General features: G+C 70.5%; 20 protein-coding genes and 1 pseudogene. 13 read left to right on the forward strand and 8 right to left on the reverse strand.

Annotated features, from left to right (window positions below):
- Positions 1-52: 52 nt before the first annotated feature.
- Complete coding sequence (gene dnaN / locus F1C15_RS09055; protein WP_185230697.1) at positions 53-1,201, reverse strand: DNA polymerase III subunit beta; 1,149 nt, start codon at positions 1,199-1,201, stop codon at positions 53-55.
- A gap of 492 nt (positions 1,202-1,693) precedes the next feature.
- Positions 1,694-3,109: a chromosomal replication initiator protein DnaA gene (gene dnaA / locus F1C15_RS09060; RefSeq protein WP_056058127.1), complete on the reverse strand. Its 1,416-nt coding sequence runs from the start codon at positions 3,107-3,109 to the stop codon at positions 1,694-1,696.
- Between the two features lie 383 nt (positions 3,110-3,492).
- Between dnaA and rpmH the strand changes: the two genes are divergently transcribed.
- The 8 genes from rpmH to F1C15_RS09100 all read left to right on the forward strand — a co-directional run bounded on the left by rpmH (position 3,493) and on the right by F1C15_RS09100 (position 9,104).
- Positions 3,493-3,630: a 50S ribosomal protein L34 gene (gene rpmH / locus F1C15_RS09065; RefSeq protein ID WP_043595303.1), complete on the forward strand. Its 138-nt coding sequence runs from the start codon at positions 3,493-3,495 to the stop codon at positions 3,628-3,630.
- Between the two features lie 10 nt (positions 3,631-3,640).
- Positions 3,641-3,976 (forward strand): ribonuclease P protein component, encoded by a 336-nt coding sequence (gene rnpA, locus F1C15_RS09070; RefSeq protein WP_235491293.1) that lies wholly within the window; start codon positions 3,641-3,643, stop codon positions 3,974-3,976.
- Positions 3,973-4,329 (forward strand): membrane protein insertion efficiency factor YidD, encoded by a 357-nt coding sequence (yidD, locus tag F1C15_RS09075; RefSeq protein ID WP_056058131.1) that lies wholly within the window; start codon positions 3,973-3,975, stop codon positions 4,327-4,329. Before rnpA ends, yidD begins: the two co-directional genes overlap by 4 nt.
- 9 nt (positions 4,330-4,338) lie before the next feature.
- The gene (gene yidC, locus F1C15_RS09080) at positions 4,339-5,301 is read left to right on the forward strand and encodes a membrane protein insertase YidC (RefSeq protein WP_056058135.1); all 963 of its coding nucleotides are present in this window, start codon (positions 4,339-4,341) and stop codon (positions 5,299-5,301) included.
- Positions 5,302-5,394: 93 nt separating this feature from the next.
- Positions 5,395-6,036 (forward strand): R3H domain-containing nucleic acid-binding protein, encoded by a 642-nt coding sequence (locus F1C15_RS09085; protein ID WP_185230699.1) that lies wholly within the window; start codon positions 5,395-5,397, stop codon positions 6,034-6,036.
- Positions 6,037-6,108: 72 nt separating this feature from the next.
- Positions 6,109-6,750, forward strand: coding sequence for a 16S rRNA (guanine(527)-N(7))-methyltransferase RsmG (gene rsmG / locus F1C15_RS09090; protein ID WP_185230701.1), 642 nt, complete (start codon positions 6,109-6,111; stop codon positions 6,748-6,750).
- A 441-nt stretch (positions 6,751-7,191) separates the two neighbouring features.
- Positions 7,192-8,124, forward strand: a complete 933-nt coding sequence (locus F1C15_RS09095; RefSeq protein WP_056058142.1) for a ParA family protein — start codon at positions 7,192-7,194, stop codon at positions 8,122-8,124.
- Positions 8,124-9,104 (forward strand): ParB/RepB/Spo0J family partition protein, encoded by a 981-nt coding sequence (locus F1C15_RS09100; RefSeq protein WP_056058147.1) that lies wholly within the window; start codon positions 8,124-8,126, stop codon positions 9,102-9,104. Before F1C15_RS09095 ends, F1C15_RS09100 begins: the two co-directional genes overlap by 1 nt.
- A 685-nt stretch (positions 9,105-9,789) precedes the next feature.
- Here the strand turns inward: F1C15_RS09100 and F1C15_RS09105 are convergent.
- The 6 genes from F1C15_RS09105 to F1C15_RS09130 form a co-directional block, all read right to left on the reverse strand.
- Positions 9,790-10,749 (reverse strand): D-alanine--D-alanine ligase, encoded by a 960-nt coding sequence (locus F1C15_RS09105; protein WP_185230703.1) that lies wholly within the window; start codon positions 10,747-10,749, stop codon positions 9,790-9,792.
- A gap of 115 nt (positions 10,750-10,864) precedes the next feature.
- Positions 10,865-12,172 carry a PLP-dependent aminotransferase family protein gene (locus F1C15_RS09110; protein WP_056058153.1) on the reverse strand — a complete coding sequence of 436 codons (1,308 nt, stop codon included), beginning with the start codon at positions 12,170-12,172 and terminating at the stop codon, positions 10,865-10,867.
- Between the two features lie 121 nt (positions 12,173-12,293).
- Entirely contained in the window at positions 12,294-12,620 is a 327-nt protein-coding gene (trxA, locus tag F1C15_RS09115; protein WP_056058156.1) for a thioredoxin, read from the reverse strand.
- A gap of 41 nt (positions 12,621-12,661) precedes the next feature.
- Positions 12,662-13,654, reverse strand: a complete 993-nt coding sequence (gene trxB / locus F1C15_RS09120; protein ID WP_185230705.1) for a thioredoxin-disulfide reductase — start codon at positions 13,652-13,654, stop codon at positions 12,662-12,664.
- Positions 13,655-13,858: 204 nt separating this feature from the next.
- A complete protein-coding gene (gene murJ, locus F1C15_RS09125; protein ID WP_255465128.1) occupies positions 13,859-15,529 on the reverse strand; it encodes a murein biosynthesis integral membrane protein MurJ in 1,671 nt (556 codons plus the stop codon).
- Positions 15,526-17,901 carry a DUF6049 family protein gene (locus F1C15_RS09130; RefSeq protein ID WP_185230706.1) on the reverse strand — a complete coding sequence of 792 codons (2,376 nt, stop codon included), beginning with the start codon at positions 17,899-17,901 and terminating at the stop codon, positions 15,526-15,528. Before F1C15_RS09130 ends, murJ begins: the two co-directional genes overlap by 4 nt.
- A 175-nt stretch (positions 17,902-18,076) precedes the next feature.
- On the opposite strand from F1C15_RS09130, the gene F1C15_RS09135 reads away from it, so the two are divergent.
- The 5 genes and pseudogenes from F1C15_RS09135 to rpsR all read left to right on the forward strand — a co-directional run bounded on the left by F1C15_RS09135 (position 18,077) and on the right by rpsR (position 22,563).
- The gene (locus tag F1C15_RS09135; protein ID WP_185230708.1) at positions 18,077-19,507 is read left to right on the forward strand and encodes a CCA tRNA nucleotidyltransferase; all 1,431 of its coding nucleotides are present in this window, start codon (positions 18,077-18,079) and stop codon (positions 19,505-19,507) included.
- Between the two features lie 79 nt (positions 19,508-19,586).
- On the forward strand, positions 19,587-21,008 hold the full coding sequence (locus tag F1C15_RS09140; protein ID WP_185230710.1) for an extracellular solute-binding protein: 1,422 nt from the start codon (positions 19,587-19,589) through the stop codon (positions 21,006-21,008).
- A gap of 193 nt (positions 21,009-21,201) precedes the next feature.
- Positions 21,202-21,564 (forward strand): annotated as a pseudogene (gene rpsF / locus F1C15_RS09145) (30S ribosomal protein S6); the annotation flags it as partial.
- Between the two features lie 87 nt (positions 21,565-21,651).
- A complete protein-coding gene (locus F1C15_RS09150; protein WP_167260982.1) occupies positions 21,652-22,215 on the forward strand; it encodes a single-stranded DNA-binding protein in 564 nt (187 codons plus the stop codon).
- Positions 22,216-22,302: 87 nt separating this feature from the next.
- Positions 22,303-22,563, forward strand: coding sequence for a 30S ribosomal protein S18 (gene rpsR, locus F1C15_RS09155; RefSeq protein ID WP_055964231.1), 261 nt, complete (start codon positions 22,303-22,305; stop codon positions 22,561-22,563).
- Position 22,564 lies beyond the last annotated feature (1 nt).

The raw sequence follows: 22,564 nt of genomic DNA on the forward strand, positions 1-22,564 counted from the left end.
GATTCCTTCGTTCAGTGGAGGCGCCGTCTGAGCGCCTTCGTCGTGGTGCGCGTCAGCGCAGGAGGAGGTTGGGCTGCAGCAGGTACTTGTAGCTGTCAGCACCGGCCTGGTCCCTCGAGGACTGACTGGTGATCAGCACGGGACCGGGCTTGTTCGGGTTCTCCGTCTTGGTGAAGGAGATCCGCACGAACTCGGAGTGGACCGCTCCGAGGCCGTCGAGGAGGAACTGCGGCTTCAACGAGACCACCGTGTCCTCCCCCGTCAACAACGCGTCGATCGACTCTGATGCCTGCGCCTGCTCACTGCCGATGGCCTCGAGCGTGAGCCCGTCGATCGTGAACGTGAACCTGAGGGCCGCCTCGCGCTCGAGCACGAGCGAGACGCGGCGGACGGACTCGACGAGCTCGGCCGTGTTGATCACGGCGTAGTTCTCGACGGTCTCGGGGAAGAGCCGCTTGACCGGGGGGAAGTTGCCCTTGATCAGCAGCGACGTGACGGTCTTGTCGCCCGCCTGGAACGCGATCAGCTCACGGTCGTCGCTGCCGGTGATCGAGACGGCGACGGTGGTGGCGCTGCCGAAGGTCTTGCCGACCTCCTGCAGGGTGCGGGCCGGGACGAGCGCGGTGGTCGTCTCGGCGCCGCCGGTCGTGCCGGCGTCGAACTCGATGCCACGGACGGCGACGCGGTAGCGGTCAGTGGCCACGAGCGAGAGGGAGTTCTCGGAGACCTCGAGCTGCACGCCGGTGATGACCGGGGTGACGTCGTCGCGGGACGCGGCGACGGCGACCTGCGAGATGGCGAGCGAGAAGGCGTCGCCGGGGACGACGCCGGACTGCGCGCCCACGGTGGGCAGCGTCGGGTACTCCTCGACGGGCATGCTCAGCAGCGAGAAGTTGGCGGAGCCGCAGCTGACGGCGATGCGGTTCTCGTCGGTGGCGAAGGTGACCGGTGCGTTGGGCAGGCGGCTGGCGATGTCGGCCAGGAGGCGGCCGGACACGAGGATCGTGCCCGGTTCGTCGACCTCCGCCGCGATGCTCGTCTGGGCCGAGACCTCGTAGTCGAACGACGAGAGCGTGAGCCCGTCGGCGTCGGCCTCGATCAGGACTCCGCTGAGGATCGGGAGCGTCGTGCGCTGCGGGAGGAGCTTCACCGCGAACGAGACGGCATCGCTGAAGACGTCACGGTTGACCTGGAACTTCACGCGGGGACCCCTGTTCGACTACGCACCGGTGGATTGCCCGCCAATACTGCCACAGCGATGAGGCGGGCGGTCCCGGGGCTCCGGAGGGCAGCCCGCTGTCCACAAGGTTGTCTCTCGATCAATTTCTTGTAATCCAGGATTAACAGTCTTAACCGTTGTGCACAGTGTGGATAACCTGTTTAAAACCCCGCGGCCAGAGGGAACTACACGTTTGTGACTTGTGCACGGAGTGTGGAAGTCGGAGGGGGAACCCCCGGTGTCCGACCCCGGTCCCCCGGGCCGTTCCCACAGGTCGAGGCGATCTCCCCACAACGAGCCCCCGAGTTGTCCACGAGTTTCCACAGGTTATCCACACTGTGGGATCGTCCCCGGTCCTGGCGTGGCGCGGGGCGCCTCCCACCGGCCCACGGGACGACGAACGGGCGCCGACACGAGGTCGACGCCCGTCGGGGCGGTTCGTCGGGGAGGCGCGCGGCAGCGGCCTCGACTCCCCTACTTGTAGCGGGTGTCCTGCTTGATCCGGCTCGTCAGCTCCGTCACCTGGTTGTAGATCGAGCGGCGCTCCTTCATGAGCTCGCTGATCTTCTTGTTCGCGTACATGACGGTGGTGTGGTCGCGGTTGCCGAAGAGCTGGCCGATCTTGGGCAGGGAGAGGCTCGTCAGCTCGCGGCAGAGGTACATCGCGATCTGCCGGGCGGTCGCGATCGCCTGCGAGCGGGACGACCCGTAGAGGTCGTCGACCGAGAGCTTGAAGTAGTCGGCGGTGTGGTTGATGATGTCGACCGGCGCGATGACGTTGTCCTCGTCGAGGGTGATGAGGTCCTTGAGGACCGTCTGCACGAGCGAGAGGTCGACCGCCGTCCGGTTCAGGCTGGCGAAGGCCGTGACCCTGATCAGGGTGCCCTCGAGCTCGCGGATGTTGCTCGACACCTTCGTCGCGATGAACTCGAGCACCTCGTCGCGGATCTGGAGCTTCTCGCTCTGCGCCTTCTTGCGGAGGATGGCGATGCGCGTCTCGAGGTCGGGCGCCTGGACGTCGGTGATCAGGCCCCACTCGAAGCGCGACCGCATGCGGTCCTCGAAGCCGGTCAGGTGCTTCGGCGGCAGGTCGCTCGTGATGACCAGCTGCTTGTCGTGGTCGTGCAGGGTGTTGAAGGTGTGGAAGAAGGCCTCCTGCGTGGAGTCCTTCCCCTGCAGGAACTGGATGTCGTCGATCAGGAGGATGTCGATCTCGCGGTACCGCTGCTGGAAGAGGTTCGAGCGGTTGTTGGCGATCGAGTTGATGAAGTCGTTCGTGAACTCCTCGCTGCTCACGTAGCGGACCCGGATGCCCGGGTACATCGTCTCGGCGTAGTGGCCGATGGCGTGGAGGAGGTGCGTCTTGCCCAGCCCGGACGAGCCGTAGATGAAGAGGGGGTTGTACGCCTTCGCCGGCGCCTCGGCCACGGCGACCGCCGCCGCGTGGGCGAACCGGTTCGAGGCCCCGATCACGAAGTTGTCGAAGCTGTACTTCGGGTTCAGGCGCGAGTCGTTGCGCTTGCCCGACGAGGGCGACTCGACCGGGGTGGGGACGAACGGCGCCTCGATGTAGTGGACGGGCTCCGACTCCTCGGGCTGCTGAGTCAGGGTGTCGGGCGTGATGTCGGGGTTCACCGTGATGGCGAAGCTCGCCACGGAGGCGTCGCCCAGGGCGGCGATCGACTCCAGCAGGGGGGTGCGGATGCGTTGCTCGAGCATGCCGCGGGTCAGGTCGTTGGGCACCTCGAGGTAGAGGGTGCCGCCGAGCACTCCCTTCGGCTCGACCAGGCTGATGAAGCCGTGGAGCTGAGGGGTGATCCGGTCGTCGGTGGTGAGGGTGGCGAGGACGGACCGCCAGAGGTCCTGGACCGGATCGACGGTGTTCGCCACGGGTCATCACTTCCTGTCGGGTGCGCGAGGGGGCCCCGGCTGTCGTTCGGCAGGGCCCGGTCGGGCCCGCACGAGGATCTCTCCTGCACCAAGTTATGCACAGCTTTCTCCACCGGTGGACGATCGTCGTCTGAGCCGGGAGAGCCGCGGATTCCCCGTGGTTACAGGGATCTGGAGCAGGAAGTACCCACCTTAGTTCGGATGAGTATGACCCCCGCAATCGAAGTTCTCAACAGTGTGGACAAATGCCGGGAGCCCAGTCGTTTGACCGCAGCGCGGATGCCGCGTACTTTTAATCAGTTGATTTCAGCCGATTGGGCTGTGACAAGACTTCTTCGGACACGGCAGCAGGCCAGGTCCGCTTCCCCCACGGAGAGAACACCATGAGCAAGAGAACGTTCCAGCCGAACAACCGCCGCCGCGCCAAGAAGCACGGCTTCCGTGCCCGCATGCGCACCCGCGCCGGCCGCGCGATCCTGGCCGCTCGTCGTGGCAAGGGCCGCACCGAGCTCTCCGCGTAGCTAGTCCTTGTTGGCCCGCGCCAACCGGATCGTCCGCGCAGACGACTACCGCAACACAGTGCGCCGTGGCCGCAAGTCGGGCACGGCGCACTCGGTCGTCTACGTGCGGCGTCGTCGAGACGACGACGCGATCCGGTTCGGCTTCATCGTGGCCAAGACGGTCGGCAACGCCGTGGCGCGGAACACCGTCCGGCGGCGGCTCAAGCACGTGTGCCACGAGCTGCTCCCGACGATGAGCCCCGGCACCGACGTGGTCATCCGCGCCTTGCCAGGCAGTCTCGACGTTCCGTGGTCTACCCTGCTCACGGACATCTCGGGGGTCGTCGACGAGAGCGTGAGGTCATGACCGGTGCACTGCAGTTCGTGGCTCTCCTGCCGCGCAACGTCTGCGTCGTGATCCTCCGCGCCTACCGCGCCGTGGTCTCTCCTCTCTACGGCGAGGTCTGCCGCTACCACCCGTCGTGCTCGCGGTACGCCCTCGAGGCGATCCAGCAGCACGGGGTCGTCCGCGGCGTCGCGCTCGGCACCTGGCGCATCGGTCGCTGCAACCCCTGGTCGGCAGGGGGCGTCGACGACGTCCCGGAGCCCCGTCGGCAGAAGCACTCCCTCACCGCCTTCGGGTTCGTGGTCCCTCGACGGGCCGACTCCGCCCCGCAGACTCCCCCGCGCCTCCTCGCACAGACCCACTGGAAGGGCTGACCCGCCACCATGGACCTCCTCGGTACCGTTCTCTGGCCGCTGAAGTGGATCGTCGAAGCGATCCTCGTCAGCTTCCACACCATCCTCACGGGTGCCGGCATGGGCACCGACTGGGGCAGCACCTGGGTGCTCTCCATCGTCGGCCTCGTCCTCGTCGTGCGTGCCTGCCTCATCCCGATCTTCGTGCGGCAGATCAAGAGCCAGCGTCGGATGATGGAGATCGCTCCGCGCCTGAAGAAGATCCAGGACAAGTACAAGGGCAAGCGCGACCAGTTCAGCCGCGAGGCCATGTCGCGCGAGACGATGGCGCTCTACAAGGAGACCGGCACCAACCCGCTGAGCTCCTGCCTCCCCCTGCTGATCCAGATGCCGATCTTCTTCAGCCTCTACTCGGTGCTGCACAACGCCCAGCAGGACAAGGTGGGCATCGGCCTGCTCAACCAGGCCCTCTCGACGTCGTTCGGCGAGTCGACCCTGTGGGGCGCTCCGCTGAAGGAGACCTTCCTCGGCGCCACCACGTGGGAGGTCCGCCTCCTCGCCGGCGCGATGGTCGTCGTCATGACCGCGTCGCAGTTCATCACCCAGCTGCAGATCGTCTCGAAGAACATGTCGCCCGAGACCAAGGCGAGCCCCATGTTCAAGCAGCAGCGCATGCTCCTCTACTTCCTCCCCCTGGTGTTCGTCTTCTCGGGCCTCTCCTTCCCCCTCGGCGTGATGTTCTACTGGCTGACCTCGAACATCTGGACCATGGCCCAGCAGTTCCTCGTCATCAGGAACATGCCGACGCCCGGCAGCGAGGCCGCCCTGGCCCGCGAGGAGCGCCTGGCCAAGAAGGCCCAGCGCAAGGGGCTCTCGCTCGGCGACATCACGGTCACCGAGATCGAGCCGGCCCCCGCCGTGCCCAAGCCGACCCAGCGCGTGCAGCCCGTCGGCAAGAACCGCTCCAAGAAGCAGAACGGCGCCAAGAAGTAGCGCGTCGGCCCTCCCCCGGGCCGACGCCTCCCCCCTGCAGTGCCGCAGCACCTTCCCCGCCGTGATCCCGACCGACCCGGAGAGACGACCGACATGAACGACATCGACAGCACGAGCGCCGACCACGACGTCGCCCCCGAGGCCACGCCGGAGGCGCGGGTCGAGACCGACGCACCGGTCGCCTCCCCTGCTCCCGCCGTCGACGCCGTCCCCGGGCCCCCGACCCGGCGCGAGCCCGTCGGCGACGCTGCCGCGGCCTCGCCGGCGCCGTCTGCCCAGTCGATCATCGACGAGGGCGAGATCGCCGCCGACTACATCGAGGAGCTCCTCGACATCTGCGACTTCGACGGTGACATCGACATCGAGGTCCGTGCCGGTCGGTCGTACATCTCCATCGACTCGAGCGGGGGCGAGGGCTCGCTGCGCCTGCTCTCGAAGCCCGACACGGTCAACGCCCTCCAGGAGCTGACCCGCATCGCCGTCCAGGCGAAGACCGGAGAGTTCTCGCGCCTCATCCTCGACATCGGCGGCTCGCGCGCGACGCGCGAGCAGGAGCTCGGCGCCATGGTCGACCGTGCCGTCGAGAAGATCGAGGAGGGCGCCGCGGCGGCCTCGCTGCCGCCCATGTCGTCGTACGAGCGGAAGCTCGTCCACGACATCGTCGCGGCCCGCGGCTTCACCTCGGAGTCCGAGGGCGAAGGCCGCGACCGCCACACGGTCATCACCCGCGCCTAGCCGCGCTGCGCCGACGCCCCGCCCGGCGACCCGACCTCCCTGCTCCACCCGACCGGATGACCTGCTGACGCCATGACCGACACCGCCGAGCTCGAGACCGAACCCGCCGTCGCCGCCGAGATCTTCGGTGACCGCCTCGAGGTCGTCCGTCGCTACACCGCCGACCTCGCCCAGCACGGCGAGGAGCTCGGTCTGATCGGGCCGCTCGAGCTGCCGCGCCTGTGGACCCGGCACGTCATCAACTCCGGTCTCGTCGCCCCGCTGCTCACGGCCGGTCGGGTCGGTGACGTCGGCTCGGGGGCCGGGCTGCCCGGCCTCGTCCTGGCGGCGGCCCGACCCGACGCCACGCTCGTGCTGATCGAGCCGATGGAACGCAGGGTCGAGTGGCTGATCGCCGAGGCGGAGCGCATGGGCCTCACGAACGTGGAGGTGGTCCGCGCCCGCGCCGAGGAAGTCGAGCTCGACGGGTGGCTCCACCAGGTCACCGCACGCGCCGTGTCCGCGCTGTCCAAGCTCATCCCGCTCACCGCGCCCCTCGTGAAGACCGGCGGCCAGCTGCTCCTCATGAAGGGGGCTCGTGTGCAGCAGGAGATGGAGGCGGCTCGCAAGGCGATCGCCAAGGCGCACCTCGTCGACGTCGAGGTGCTCGAACTGGGCGTGGGCCTGGTCGACCCGGCTGAGGTCACCCGCGTCTTCCGCGCGACGCTGGACTGACGGTCCGGGCCGTCTCCACAGGAGGCGATCTGAGCGGGGGCGGGGTCGGTCGAGCTGGGCTGCCGCCAGGGCTCGCGTTCTGTGGGCGTGTGGTGCCCAAGGTCCGCTACCACATCCCATTAGATGCTCCTGAACAGCACATTTTCTGGCTTTCGCGCGTCATGCCACGCCCTCGTGCCGTTCCGGCCGAGGCAGTTACCAACATGTTGGTGAGCCTGTGTAGAAAGTCGTCCACAGGCGCCCACGGCGACGCCGGGTGACCCCTGTGGATGCCGTGCCGGACACTGGGGACACCCCGCTCTGGACCTCCGTCGACTGCGGTCGACGAGCTAGAGTTGACCGTGGTCGACCGCAGTGCTGGTCGATCAGGAGCCGACACGAGTCGCTGCTCCCACCCCGCGACCGGAGGCGTCGACCGTCCCGAGTCGACCACCGTTCCACGTGAAACATGGCGAGCAGGAGATCAGATCGGTGAGTTCCTCCACGGAGTTCGACAACAGCACTCCCCTCGCCCGGGAGCTCGCTGACCTCAACCGCCGCAAGCGAGCGCTCTCCAAAGAGCCCCTCCCGGCGCCGGCGAAGACCAGGGTCCTGACTGTCTCCAACCAGAAGGGCGGAGTCGGCAAGACCACGACGACCGTCAACCTGGCGGCGGCACTGGCTCGCAGCGGTGCGCGCGTGCTCGTCATCGACCTGGACCCCCAGGGGAACGCCTCGACGGCTCTCGGGGTCGAGCACCGCGCAGAGACACCCAGCGTGTACGACGTCATCGTCGGCGAGGGAGACGTCGCCGACGTCGTGCAGAAGACCCCGGAGTTCGAGGCGCTGTACTGCATCCCCGCGACCATCCACCTCGCCGGTGCGGAGATCGAGCTCGTCTCCCTGGTCGCCCGCGAACAGCGGCTCCGCCGGGCGCTCGACACGTACCTCGAGCAGACCGAAGCAGCGGGTGAGCGCTTCGACTACGTCTTCATCGACTGCCCACCGTCCCTCGGGCTGCTCACCATCAACGCCTTCGTGGCCGCCAGCGAGGTCCTCATCCCCATCCAGTGCGAGTACTACGCGCTGGAGGGCCTGAGTCAGCTCCTCCGGAACATCCAGCTGATCGAGAAGCACCTCAACCCGACACTCAAGGTGTCCAGCATCTTGTTGACGATGTACGACGGCAGGACGAACCTCGCTCAACAGGTCGTCGCCGACGTGCGTGAGCACTTCCCCGCGGAGGCCCTGCAGACCCTCATCCCCCGGTCCGTCCGCATCAGCGAGGCGCCCGGCTACGGGCAGACCGTCATCAGCTACGACACCAACTCACCGGGCTCCATCTCGTACCTCGAGGCGGCAGCCGAACTAGCGCGCCGAGGAGCACCCCAGTAGTGGCAACCAAGAGAACAGGGCTCGGCCGTGGCATCGGCGCCCTCATCCCCGTCGCTGACGAGTCGCAGGACCGGCCCGTCGACGTGTTCTTCCCGACCGCGCAGCAGACGGCGGAGGAGCTCGTAGCCGTCCCCGGCGCCCGCCTGGCGAACCTCAACCCGCTCGACATCCTGCCCAACGCTCAGCAGCCCCGGACGGAGTTCCGCGAGGAGGAGCTGGCGGAGCTGGTCACGAGCATCCGGGAGGTGGGCGTCCTGCAGCCCATCGTCGTCCGGCCTCTGCCGGCGGCACCGCGCGGCAAGGGCAAGGGGGCGTCCCGCGAGACGACGGACGTGCAGTACGAGCTCGTCATGGGCGAGCGACGGCTGCGAGCGACGAAGCAGCTGGGTCTGGCCACCATCCCCGCGATCGTCAAGGACACCGCGGACGAGTCGATGCTCCGGGACGCACTGCTCGAGAACCTCCACCGTGCAGAGCTCAACCCGCTCGAGGAAGCGTCCGCCTATCAGCAACTCCTCGCGGACTTCGGCATTACGCAGGACGAGCTGGCCAACCGGATCGGTCGGAGCCGGCCGCAGATCAGCAACACCCTGCGACTGCTGCGCCTGCCGGCGTCGGTGCAGCGCCGGGTCGCGTCAGGTGTCCTCTCGGCCGGGCATGCGCGAGCCATCCTGTCGACGGGTGATTCGCTCTTGATGGAGCGTCTGGCTGACAAGATCGTCAACGAGGACCTCTCCGTGCGGGCCGCGGAGGCGATCGCGGCGGGTGGGAGCAGCAAGCCCCGATCCACGCGGGCTGCGGTCGGCAAGCACCAGGCCCACCTCGACGAGGTGGCGGAGAACCTGGGTGACGCGCTGGACACCAAGGTGAAGGTGCGGCTGGGTGCCCGGAAGGGGTCGATCTCCATCGACTTCGCCTCCATGCAGGACCTGAACCGCATCCTGGCGGCGCTGGGGCAGGATCCCTTCGCCCAGGAGTAGTCGGTCCTGGTCTGCGTGACGCCCCTCTCGTCGAGAGGGGCGTTTCACGTGGAACGGGGGCGGGGGGGGCGGGGGTGAGCCGAGCCGTCTCGGTCTCGCTTCCCGATGACGAGGAGAGGGCGGAAGGCTCTCGTCCTTCCATCTGCGTCCTGCAAGCGTGGCAGTGGTCGGGTTTCACGTGGAACGGGGGCGGCGGTGCGGGAAACGTGGCTAGCGGCAGAAGCGCGCCCGACTACGAGGCTGGGCCTGTGCGTGCTGTCGAACCCCTGAAGACATGCGTGCCTGTGGCGAAATGCCTAAGATCGACCTTAGTCAGAGATCAACGCCTCACCACGCAACAGCCCGAACGCTCATAGTATGGCGATCGCGGGGACTGACTGTCGTGCCCTGGTACCGAACCCAGCCATGATGACTGTTGACCGACCACCCGGGCACCTTGCCTTTCAGGGCATTTGCGCCGTGACGGTTGTGTCAGCCAACGCATGTCTCTGTCACGGCTGTCGCGGTTGATCAGCACCTTGCTGAATTAGACCATACGAACGGCGGCCGCCACGTCGCCTCGTTCGAGGGTTGACGTGACGGCTCACCGATGAACCCGCTCGCCCGGCGCCGCGCGGAAGCACCCTGTTCCACGTGAAACGGCCCGCACCCTGAGCAGGATGCGGGCCGTTGTACGCCAGAGTTGTCAGCCGCGGTCGCGGACGGCCTTCTCCGCGAGGGCTGCGTAGACGAGGCCGAGTTCGTATCCCGCCGCGTCCAGGGCCATCGGCACGAGCGACGTCTCGGTGAGGCCGGGCAGGACGTTGACCTCCAGGAACCACGGGGTGCCCGCGGCGTCCACGATGAGGTCGACCCGGGAGAGGTGACGCAGGCCCAGCGCCTCGTGGACCGCCACGGCTGCCGCAGCGGCCGCCTCCCCCGCTGCCGCATCCAGCCGTGCCGGCGTGTAGAACGTCGTCTCCCCCGCGTTGTAGCGCGCCTCGAACCCGTACGTCCCTGATCGGGGCACGATCTCGACGGCGGGGAGCGCCACCGGGCCGTCGCCGGTGTCGATGACGCCGACGGCGATCTCCGTGCCGGTGATCTTCTGCTCGACGATGACGTCGTCGCAGTAGGTGTACGCGTCGACCATGGCGCGAGGGAGCCCACCGGGCTCGTCGACGACGGTGATTCCCTGCGCCGAGCCGCCGCGGGCGGGCTTGACCACCACGGGGACGGGGTGCTCCTCGGCGATCGCGGCCAGCACGCCGGCTGCGCCGAGCTCCCGGAACGCGTCGTGGGAGAGGGTGATGCCTCGCGGCGTCCTGACCCCGACGCGACGAGCCAGCTCCTTCGCGGTCGGTTTGTCCCAGGCGAGCCGGGCGGCGGCGGAGGTGCTGCCGACGAAGGGGATGTCGAGGGCCTCGAGGAGGCCCCGGAGGGCGCCGTCCTCGCCCGAGGCACCGTGCAGGGCCGGCCAGATGACGTCGGGGCGGTCGGACGTGAGGTGCGCGAGGAGGGAGGCGTCGGGGTCGCGGAGCTCCACCTGGATGCCGTTGGCCGCCAGGCTGTCGACCACGCGCCTCCCCGATCTCAGGCTCACGTCGCGCTCGTGCGAGATGCCTCCGGCGAGCACGGTCACGGTGTGGATGGCGCTGGTGGTCATGGTTTCTCCCCGGGGGTCGAGCGTGAGGGCAGGGCGGGCGTCGAGGCGACGATCAGGTCGAGGGCGTCGTCGCCGCCGCGGCGGCGGACCGTCGCCCTTGTCAGGTAAATGCTGATCAGGAGATGTTCGGGGGCGGCATCGTGACGCCCTGCCGCAGCACCGAGGGCGCCCCCAGCGAGGCCGACGAGAACGTCGCGAGCAGGTCGAGCTCGCCGTTCACCACGGTGGCGAGCCGGGCCACCCCCGTGCGGATCGCCTCGGGGGTCGGGTAGCAGAACGACAGGCGGATGTTCTGGCGACCGCCGCCGTCAGCGAAGAACGCGGTGCCGGGGGTGTACGCGACGAGCTCCTTGACCGCCCGGGGCAGCATGGCCTTCGAGTCGAGCTGCTCGGGCAGGGTGACCCAGACGAAGAAGCCGCCGTCGGGCTCCGTCCAGGAGAGCTGTGGGAGGTACTCCCCCAGGGCCGAGAGCATGGCGTCGCGACGCTCCCGGTAGAGACCGCGGAAGGTCTCGATCTGGGCCTTCCAGTCAGCCTGGTCGAGGTACTCCGTGATGACGAACTGCCCGAACGAGTTGGGCGAGAGCGTCGCCGACTCGTTGGCGAGGATGAGCTTCTCGCGGATGGCGTGCGGCGCGAGCGCCCAGCCCACCCGGAAGCCGGGGGCCAGGGTCTTGGAGAACGAGCCGAGGTAGATGACGCCCTCGTCGTCGACCGAGCGCATGGCCTGCGGCGCGGGCTGGTCGAAGTACAGCAGGCCGTAGGGGTTGTCCTCCAGCACGAGGATGCCGGCGTCGCGGCAGATCTCGAGGATCTCCAGCCGCCGCGCCCACGTGAGCGTGACGCCCGCGGGGTTGTGGAAGTTCGGGATCGTGTAGAGGAACTTGATGGTGCGCCCCTGGGACCGCACCGCGGCGATCGTCTCGCGCAGCGCCTCCGGCACGAGGCCCTCCGCATCGGTCGCCACGTGCGCCACGTCGGCCTGGTAGGCCTTGAAGACGCCCAGGGCGCCCACGTAGCTCGGCGACTCGGCGAGCACGACGTCGCCCGGGTTCACGAACAGCCGCGTCACGAGGTCGAGCGCCTGCTGCGAGCCGGTGGTCACCACGACGTCGTCGGCGCTGCCGCGGATGCCCTCCATCGCCATGATCTGCATGATGTGCTCGCGGATCGCCGGGGTGCCCTGGCCGGAGCCGTACTGCAGGGCCATGGCCCCGCCGTTCTGCGACATGACGCGGTCGATGGCACCGGTGACGAGCTCACGGGGCAGCGCGGAGACGAAGGGCATGCCGCCGGCCAGGGAGACGACCTCGGGGCGGCTGGCGACGGCGAACAGGGCTCGGACCTCGGAGGCGCTCAGGCCGGCCGTACGGTCGGCGTACGAGTCGTACCACGGGTCGAGGTTGGTGCCCTTGTTCGTCATCTGCGTCCCTGTCTGTCGGGGGTGGTGCGGTTCAGGATATGCCCGGAGGCCGCCGGGTACGGCGAGAGCCCGCCCAGCGGGTGTGCTGGGCGGGCTCTCGGGGTGCTGTCGAGGGTGTCGACTACGCGAGGAACTCCGCCAGGTCGGCCTCGAGGGCCGGCTTGGGCTTGGCGCCGATGACGGTCTTGACGACCTGGCCGCCCTGGTAGACCTTCATCGCCGGGATCGACGTGATCTGGTACTGCATGGCGGTCTGCGGGTTGTCGTCGACGTTGAGCTTGACGATCTCGATCTTGCCCGCGTTCTCGGCCGCGATCTGGTCGAGGATGGGCGAGACCGCGCGGCACGGGCCGCACCACTCGGCCCAGAAGTCGACCAGGATCGTCTTGTCGGACTTGAGGACGTCGGCCTCGAAGGACGCGTCGGTGACTGCCTTGGCGGTGCTCATGGTGGTTCCTTTCGTCGTGTGGTTCAGGGGGAGGGCGAGGGTCAGACGGCTACGGACTCGGCCGTGTCGATGCCCTCGGCGGCGCCGTCGGTGTGCTCGGCTAGAAACGTCTGGTCGAGGCTGGCGAGGAAGTGCTCGGCGTCGAGCGCGGCGACGACGCCCGACCCGGCGGCCGTGGCCGCCTGGCGGTACGTCGCGTCGATGACGTCGCCCGCGGCGAAGACGCCGCGCAGGTTGGTCTTCGAGCTGCGGCCCTCGACGGCGATGGTGCCGTCGCTGGTCAGGTCGAGCTGGCCGTGCACGAGGTGCACGCGCGGGTCGTTGCCGATCGCGATGAACAGGCCGTCGAGCTCGAGCTCGCTGGTGCCGCCCTCGACGGTGTCGGTGAGCTGCACGCCGGTGGCCTTCTCGCCGCCGAGGATGGCCGTGACCTGCTTGTTGAACAGGAACTCGATCTTGGGGTTGTCGACGGCGCGCTGCTGCATGATCTTCGAGGCGCGGAGCGACTCGGAGCGGTGGATGACGTAGACCTTGCTCGCGAAGCGCGTGAGGAAGGTCGCCTCCTCCATCGCGGAGTCGCCGCCGCCGACGACCGCGATCTCCTTCTGCTTGAAGAAGAAGCCGTCGCACGTGGCGCACCAGCTGACGCCGCGGCCGCTCAGGCGCTCCTCGTCGGCCAGGCCGAGCTTCCGGTACGCGCTGCCCGTCGCGAAGATGACCGAGACGGCCTCCTCGACGGCGCCGCTGCCGAGCGTGACCTTCTTGACGTCGCCCGTCAGGTCGACGCTGGTGACGTCGTCGAGCAGCACCTCGGCGCCGAACTTCTCGGCCTGCTCCTGCAGCTTGAACATGAGCTCGGGGCCCTGGATGCCGTCGGGGAACCCGGGGAAGTTCTCGACCTCCGTGGTCTTCATGAGCTCACCGCCCGCCTCGACGGAGCTGGCGACGATGAGGGGCTCGAGACCGGCGCGGGCCGCGTAGATACCGGCCGTGTAGCCGGCGGGGCCGGAGCCGATGATGATGATCTGGCGCATGAGCACCTTCCTCGAGGAACGTTCTGGATGGGGTGGGATCGAACCGTCGGAGCCGGAGGGCCCCTGCTGTCTCCCTCGACCGTCTGATCAAACGCATCCTAGCGGCGGGGCATTCCCCGCCCCGGGCCCCCTCCCAGAGGGCGTCCAGGAGGCGCGGCGGAGGGCGCCGGGGAGGCGCGGTGCGGCCCTCGGGGAGGGCTCGCGTCAGCGTCGGCGCAGCTTGCCGGCGAGCGGTGCGAGGCGGCGCAGCACCGGCCGGAGCAGCTCGTCGAGCTCGGGCAGGCGGATGAGCGCGAGCAGGCCGAAGTAGACGAGAGCCATCACGGCAGCGGCCACCACGACCGTGGCCAGCCCGGCGATCCGGCTCGAGTGAGCGAAGCCGTCGGCGACGAAACCCCCGAGGCCGGTCACGACGAGCAGGCCGACGACGCCCGACAGGAGCGAGAAGAACGCGTACTGGACGTACCGGCGCAGCACCCACCGGCCGTCGATGCCGCCGAGGCGGCGCTTGACGAGCACGAGCGCGACGACCGTCTGAGCCGAGCCCGCGATCGAGGTCGTGACCGCGATGGCGACGGCGATCCGGTCGTCGGGCACGACGGCCGAGGCGACGAGCGTGCCGACGACGAAGATGCCCGACTGCACGAGCTGCATGAAGAACGGCGTGCGCTGGTCGTGGAGGGCGTAGAAGACCCGCTGCACGACGAACAGCACGCTGAACAGCACGAGCCCCGGCATGAATCCGACGATGACCTGGGCCATCTGGCCGGCGCCGCGGAAGGTGCTCTCGAAGAAGCTCGCGAAGGGGTAGGCAACCACGCACATCGCGACCGTCGCGAACACCATGAACATGCCGATGGTGCGGAGCGACTGCGAGAGGTCGACGCGCACCGAGCGGAGGTCGCCGCGCGAGGCGTGGCCGCTCATGCGGGTGAAGTACGCGGTCGCGATCGACACCGCGACGATGCCGTGCGGGAGCATGAAGAGCAGCCACGCGTTCGCGAGGACGGCGTTGGAGGCGCCGGTGCCGCTGCCCTCGGAGGCCACGCGGCTCTGCACCAGGCCGGCCAGCTGCGTCACGAGGACCATGCCGAAGAGCCAGCCCGCGGCCTTGCCCGTGGCGCCGAGGCCCACCCCGCGCCAACGGAAGTCGGGGCGGTACGTCAGCCCCGCGCGGCGCCAGAACAGCAGCAGGAACCCGGCCTGGGCGAGCACGCCGAGGGTGGCCGTGCCGGCGAGGAGGGTGATGCGCCCCGGCGTCCAGACGTCGACCAGCGAGTTCTCGCCGGCGCCGCCGAAGGCGATCATGAAGACGACGAGGCCCGCGATGGCCACGACGTTGTTGATCACGGGCGCCCAGGTGAAGGGGCCGAACACCTGGCGGGCGTTGAGCACCTCGCTGAGCAGCGAGTACATCGCGTAGAAGAAGATCTGGGGGAGGCACCAGTACGCGAACGCGGTCGCCAGGGCCAGCGAGTCGGAGGTGTAGCCCCCCTGGCCGGACGAGTTGGCCTGCTGCGCGTAGATCCGCACGAGGACCGGTGCGAGGAGGGTGCCGAGCAGGCCGACGACGGCGAACAGCATCGTGCCGAGCGTGACCACCTTGTTGATGAAGCGCTGGCCCCCGTCGTCGTCGTGGGTCGCGGCCCGGACGATCTGAGGCACCAGGACGGCGCTGAGCAGGCCGCCGGCGATCAGCGCGTAGATGTTGTTGGGCAGCTGGTTCGCCAGGGCGAACGAGTCGGCGGCCCGGCTGGCCGTCTGGCCGATCGCGGCGGCGAGCACCGCCGTCTTCACGAAGCCGAGGACGCGCGACACCATCGTGCCGGAGGCCAGGAGCACGCTCGCGCGCCCGAGGCCGGCCTGCCCGCTCACGAGCGGCCCGCCCGTCCGTCGGCGGGGTCGGAGGCGTCGGGGCCGTCGGCCGTGGGCCCGTCGGCCGTGACGGGCTCGAGGCCGTCCGCGCCGTCCGCCCCGTCGAGCCCGTCGCGGGCACGGCGTCGCTTGCGGAAGGTGCGGTACAGCCCGCCGCCGAAGAGCAGCACGAAGCCGACGGCGAAGACCCACGTCAAGGCGGTCTCCCAGCCGGCCTGGACGTTGACCTGGACGGTGCTGGGCGCGCCGATGACGGCGCCGGTCACGCTGGCGAGCGTGATGCTGGCCGAGACGGTGCCGTTGGCCACGGACTGCACGGGGACGCGCACGCGGACCTGCGACTGGGCCTGGACGGTGACGGGGATGCCGACCTCCTCGACGGACAGGATGGAGTTGGACGGCCTCACCGTGACGTAGACGGTCGCCGCGGAGCTCGTGCCGTTCTCGACGTAGAGCGGCATCGACGAGCGGTCGCCGAGGATGAGCTGGTCGCTGCCCCGCACGACCGACACGAGCCCGGCGGTCGCGCTCGCCTCGGCGTCGGCGACCCCGACCTCGCTGGCGAGGCCCTCGGGGTTGTCGCGCCACGACTGCGAGGTGAGACCGAGGACGCGCAGCCGGACGGCCGCCGTGACGGTCTCGGGCTGCGCGAGGGCGGTGCCGAGGTCGACGACCCGCTGGTCGGCGGCGAGCAGGGTGCGCACCTGCGCGACCCGGGTCGCGTCCTCCGCGCGGTCGACCACGACGGCGCTCGTCCGCGGGGCGTCGAGGGCGTCGCCCAGGCCGACCGTCGTCGTCCAGGGCAGCCCGGCGAGGGCCACGAGCGTCTGGTGCAGGTACGGCCCCTGGGCCGCCCAGTCGCGGTCGAGGGCGGTGAGCAGGGTGCGCGCGTCGCTCGGCCGCTCACGGGCGACGGTGGCGACGCTCGCCGAGAGCTCCGCCACGGCGGCGGCCCAGGCGGCGTCGTCCGGGGCGCCGGCGGCCTGGCCGACCAGGGCGGTGAGCGAGTCGTCGGAGACGAGGCCGGTGCGCCCGCCGAGGTCGACCGCCGCGTTCTCGGTCGAGTCGGTCGAGCCGTCGACGTTCGAGCTCGAGAGGATGGCGCTGGTGGCGCCCGACGCCGTCCAGACGTCGAGGTCCGCGGCGACGACGGAGTCGTCGGTCGGCCAGACGACGCCGGTGTGGCTCCACGGCCAGCTCAGCAGCGACTCCGTGGTGGGGAGGGGCGGGGCCGTCGTGCCGTCGCCGGGCTGCTCGCCGGCACCGGGAGCCTGCCCGCCGGGGTCTGTGCCGGCCCCGGCGTCGTCACCCGCGCCTCCCTGGTCGGCCTCGCCCTCGGTCGAGGCCGACGGGTCGCCCGTGCCGGAGGGCGTGGCCTCGCTCGTGGGCGTGGCCTCCCTCGTGGGCTCGGGGGCGGGCGAGCCGCTGTCGTCGACCTCGGCGAAGAGCGACGGGTCGATCAGCGGGTCGAGCGAGAGGGGCGACGGCAGCGTGGCGGCGCCGGCCTGGCTGAGCGCGGCGGCGTCGGCGTCGGCCCAGGCGAGGGAGAACGACTCGAGCCCCGACGACTGCAGCTGGTCGAGCCAGGAGAGGGCCGAGGGAGGCGCGGAGCTGCCGAGCAGGCGGACGGACGCGATGATCATCGGGTCGACGGCCACCACGGCCCCCGTGCCCTGGACGGCGCGGAGCTGGCGAGTGAGGGTGCCGTCGACCGAGGTGTACGCGCTGAGGGCGGCGGCGTCGAGCACGCCGTTCTCGGTCTCGGGCGTCGTGATCGGCACCGCGACCGCGAGGCGGGTGGGCTGGAACGACTCGCCGGGGAACCACACGACGCTGCTGCGCGTCTGCGCGACCTCCTCGCCGTCGTCGTCGAGCAGCCGGGCCCCCAGGGCGCGGGCGCCCCAGGTGTAGCCCTCGAGGCCGACGTCGGCCGCGGCGACGGTGACCGAGGCCACGGTCTGCGTCGAGCCCGCCGGCACCGCCGGCACGTCGAGCCGGGTGAGGTACGAGCCGAGGTAGTCGGAGCCGGAGGTCGACTCGGGCCGCAGCCAGTTCGCGAGCTTGCCGCGCGTCGCGAACGCGCCGCGGTCGAGGTAGACGCGAGCGACCCCGGCCGCGACGTCGGTGTCGCTCGCGTTGCGCACGGTGACGTCGAGGACGAGGTCACGGCCGGGCACCAGCACCCCGTCGGCGGCGGGCGACAGGGTCAGCGTGACGCCGTCGACGGCCTCGCCCTCGTCGGCGGCCGCGGACGAGCTGCTCGCGGAGGGGCTCGACGAGCCGGAGGGCGCGGCGGTCGCGGCGGCCGGCAGGCCGACGACCACGACGAAGACGGCCGTCAGCGCGGCGAGGAGGGCGTGGAGAGGTCTCATAGGCAGTGTGCCCGCCGAGCACGAGGCGGCCGGAGGGCATGGCGAGTCTAGGGAACCGAGCCCGGGGGCACGCGGTGCGGCACCCGGGAACCCGCCCACCGGCGGGCCAGGACCATCCCTGGGGAGGAGGCGCGCGGCCGGGCCCGGGGAGGTCGCTGTGGCAAAGTGGTGCGTCATGGACACCGTCGCCTCCGCCCTCCAGCGACTGGACCTCCTGGCCGCCGCCCCCCGCGTCTCCGCGCTCGCCTCCGCCTTCGCCGCGGCCGGCCACGAGCTGGCGCTCGTCGGCGGCCCGGTCCGCGACGCGTTCCTCGGCCGGCCGGTCAACGACCTCGACTTCACGACCAGCGCCTCCCCCGACGAGATCCTCGCGATCGTCGTGCCGCTCGCCGAGGCCCACTGGGACGTCGGCCGGGCCTTCGGCACCATCGCCGCCCGCGTCGACGGCGAGGTCGTCGAGATCACCACCTACCGCAGCGACGTCTACGACGGCGAGACCCGCAAGCCCGTCGTCGAGTTCGGCGACACCCTCGAGGGCGACCTCGTGCGGCGCGACTTCACCGTCAACTCGATGGCGCTGCGGCTGCCCCAGAAGGTGCTCGTCGACCCCGCGGGCGGCGTCGAGGACCTGCTGGCCCGCCGCCTCGCGACGCCGGGCACGGCCGTCGACTCGTTCCGCGACGACCCGCTGCGCATGATGCGGGCCGCACGGTTCACCGCGCAGCTCGGCTTCGCGGTCTCGGAGGAGGTGCGGGAGGCGATGACGACCCGCGCCTCCACCCTCTCCATCGTGTCGGTCGAGCGCGTCGCCGACGAGCTCTCGAAGCTGCTGCGCACCGACACCCCCCGAGACGGTGTCCGCCTCCTGGTCGACACGGGTCTCGCCGACCACGTCGTGCCCGAGCTGGCCGCGATGCGGCTCGAGGTCGACGAGCACCACCACCACAAGGACGTCTACGAGCACAGCCTCACCGTGCTCGACCAGGCCATCGGCTACGAGCGCGAGCGCCACCCGGGCGAGGCCCCCGACCTCACGCTGCGCCTCGCCGCGCTGCTGCACGACTGCGGCAAGCCGGCCACGCGCCGACTCGAGGCCGGCGGCGTCGTCACCTTCCACCACCACGACGTGGTCGGCTCCAAGCTCGCCAAGAAGAGGCTGAAGGCCCTCCGCTTCGACAACGACACGATCGCCGCCGTCTCGCGCCTGATCGAGCTGCACCTGCGCTTCTTCGGCTACACCGAGGGCGCCTGGACCGACTCGGCCGTCCGTCGCTACGTGCGCGACGCCGGCGACCAGCTCGAGCGGCTGCACATGCTCACCCGCGCCGACGTGACGACCCGCAACCGGCGGAAGGCCGACCGGCTCGGCTTCGCCTACGACGACCTCGAGGCCCGGATCGCCGAGCTGCGCGACCGCGAGGAGCTCGACTCGCTGCGGCCCGACCTCGACGGCGACGAGATCCAGCGCGTGCTCGGCATCTCGCCGAGCCGCGAGGTGGGCGAGGCCTACCGGTTCCTGCTCGAGCTGCGCACCGAGGAGGGGCCGCTGGGCGCCGAGGTCGCCACCGAGCGCCTGCTCGCGTGGTGGGCGGCGCGGCAGGGCTGAGCCCGACCGGCCGGACCGTCCTGTCCGGGGTACGCGGCCCTGCAGACGGGCACCGCGACTCCCCCGGTAGCCTGCACGCGTGCGCAGCAGACCCCGAGCCGACTCCACCTTCGTCGCGACGTCGGTGGGCGTGCTGATCGTCGCCGCCAGCGCCGCCGGCATCGCCGCGTTCGGCGCCTCGACGGCGCCGGCCCCGGGCGCGCGGCTGACGCCGTCGGAGCAGGGCGAGACCACCGTCACCGTCCGCCTCTGGGACGAGACCGTCGCCGCCGGTTACGAGAAGTCGTTCGCGGCCTTCGAGCGCGACAACCCCGACATCGACGTCGAGGTCGAGGTCGTGCCCTACGCCGACTACTTCGACCAGCTCGCCGACGACGTCGACGACGGCGACGCGCCCGACGTCTACTGGCTGAACAGCTCCCACTACGACGGCTACGCCGAGGCCGGTGACCTCGTCGACGTCGACGCCGTGCTCGGCGAGAGCGCCCGCCGTGCCTGGAGCCCGGCCGTCGTCGACCAGTTCACGCACGACGGCTCGCTCTGGGGCGTGCCGCAGCTCAGCGACGGCGGCATCGCGCTCTACTACAACGCCGACCTGCTGGCCGCGGCGGGCGTCGACCCCGCCTCGCTCGACGACCTCACCTGGGCACCCGGCGGCGGCGCCGACGACACCCTGCTGCCGCTGCTCCAGCGCCTCACGCTCGACGACCAGGGCCGGAACGCCGCCGACCCCGCCTTCGACGGCACCGTGGCGCAGTACGGCTACAACGCGGGCAACGACCTGCAGGCGATCTGGTACGACTACCTGGGCTCGGCCGGGGGCCGTCTCGAGGACCCGGAGGGCGCCTCCTTCGAGCTGGACACGCCGGAGGCGCAGGCCGCGTTCCAGTACCTGGTCGACCTCGTCGGCGTGCACCGCGTCGCGCCCCCGGCCGCCGCCACGAACGCCGACCCCGACCACAGCCGCGACCTGTTCACGGCCGGCCACATGGCCCTGTTCCAGTCGGGGCTCTACAGCCTCTCGACGGTCGAGAGCCAGGCGCAGTTCGACTGGGGCGTCGCGATGATGCCCGCGGGGCCGGCCGGCCGCGTCAGCGTCTCGAACGGCATCGTCGCCGCGGGCGACGCCCACACCGCGCACCTCGACGACACCGCGAAGGTGCTGGCCTGGCTCGGCTCGACCGACGGCGCCGAGTACATCGGGCGCGACGGGGCCGCCGTGCCCGCGGTCACCGGCGCGCAGGAGCCGTACTACGCGTACTGGGCCTCGCGCGGCGTCGACGTCTCGCCGTTCTTCGACGTGATCGCCTCGGGCGACACCATCCCGGCCCCGACGTCGCTGTACGGCACGGCGCAGCCGGCCCTCGACCCGCTGCTCGACCAGGTCTTCGCGGGCTCGCTGCCGGTGCCCGAGGGGCTGGCGGCGGCGCAGGCCGCGGCGGAGGCGGCGGTCGCGGCCGCCGAACAGGCCAGCGACCCGTCGGCGACGCCCGCGCCGTAGGACCCTGGACCCGGCCGTCTCGGGGGCCGTGACGGGCCCGCGGGGCTCGACCCGCGTCTCCGGCGTTGTGGCCGGAGGCGCCAGCAGCTACGCTGGGAAGGTTGCGTCTGCCTCTCTGGCTGACGCAGCGTCATGAACACCCTCCTGTCACAGACCGTCTGTGGCCGTCAAGTCCGAAGGAGGTGGGTTAGTCATGCACCAGTACGAACTGATGGTCATCCTGGACCCCGAGATCGATGAGCGCACCGTCGCCCCGAGCTTGGACAAGTTCCTCAACGTCATCCGCGCCGATGGCGGCACCGTCGACAACGTCGACATCTGGGGCCGTCGTCGCCTCGCCTACGAGATCAACAAGAAGTCCGAGGGCATCTACGCCGTCGTCAACCTGACGGCGAACCCGTCGGCCACGGTCGAGCTCGACCGCCAGCTGGGTCTCTCCGAGGCCGTGCTGCGCACGAAGGTCCTCCGCGCCGAGGAGGCCATCGCGATGGTCGCCGCCGCGAAGAAGCTCTCCGACGAGAAGGCCGCCCGCAAGGCCGCCAACGCTGCCGCCGCCCCGGCCGCCGCTGCTGCTCCGGCCGCCGCGGTCGCCGGTGCGTCGCCCGCTGCCCCGTCCGCTCCCGCGAAGGCTGCCGAGTAACCGATGGCAGGCGAGACCGTCATCACAGTGGTGGGCAACCTCACCAGTGACCCCGAGCTGCGCTACACGCAGAACGGGCTCGCGGTCGCGAACTTCACCATCGCGTCGACCCCCCGCACGTTGGACCGCGCGTCCAACGAGTGGAAGGACGGCGAGGCGCTCTTCCTGCGTGCCAGCGTCTGGCGCGAGTTCGCCGAGCACGTGGCCTCCTCTCTGACGAAGGGCTCGCGCGTCATCGTGCAGGGCCGTCTGAAGCAGCGGAGCTACGAGACGAAGGAGGGCGAGAAGCGCACCAGCTTCGAGCTCGACGTCGACGAGATCGGCCCCTCGCTGCGCTACGCGACCGCTCAGGTCACCCGTGCGGCCTCCTCCCGCGAGGGCGGCGGCGGCGGTGGCTCCTTCGGGGGCAACCGCGGCGGCGGCCAGCAGGGCCAGGTCGGCGGCGGCCAGCAGTCCGAGCCGTGGGGCCAGCCCGCGCCGGCCCAGGGGGGCAACTCCCAGGGCGGCGGCGACGTCTGGAACACGCCCGGCGGCGGCGGCACCTACAACGACGAGACCCCCTTCTAGGTCGTCACCGACCTCCCAGGTCGTCTCGTCAGGGGCCTCCCGCCCCACCCCCTCAGAACTTCACCATCACTCGAAAGCAGAACAACAATGGCTGGAAAGAGCAGCGGCGACCGTCGCAAGCCCCTCCGCGGCAAGGGCGGCAAGAACGCCGCTCCCGCGAAGGCGATCCGCGTCGGCGTCATCGACTACAAGGACGTCGCGACCCTCCGCAAGTTCATCTCGGAGCGTGGAAAGATCCGCGCCCGTCGCATCACCGGCGTCTCCGTCCAGGAGCAGCGCCTCATCGCCCGTGCCGTGAAGAACGCCCGCGAGATGGCGCTCCTCCCCTACGCCGGCTCCGGCCGCTGAT

The organism is Frigoribacterium sp. NBH87 (genome assembly GCF_014217665.1).
Classification (GTDB): Bacteria; Actinomycetota; Actinomycetes; order Actinomycetales; family Microbacteriaceae; genus Frigoribacterium; species Frigoribacterium endophyticum.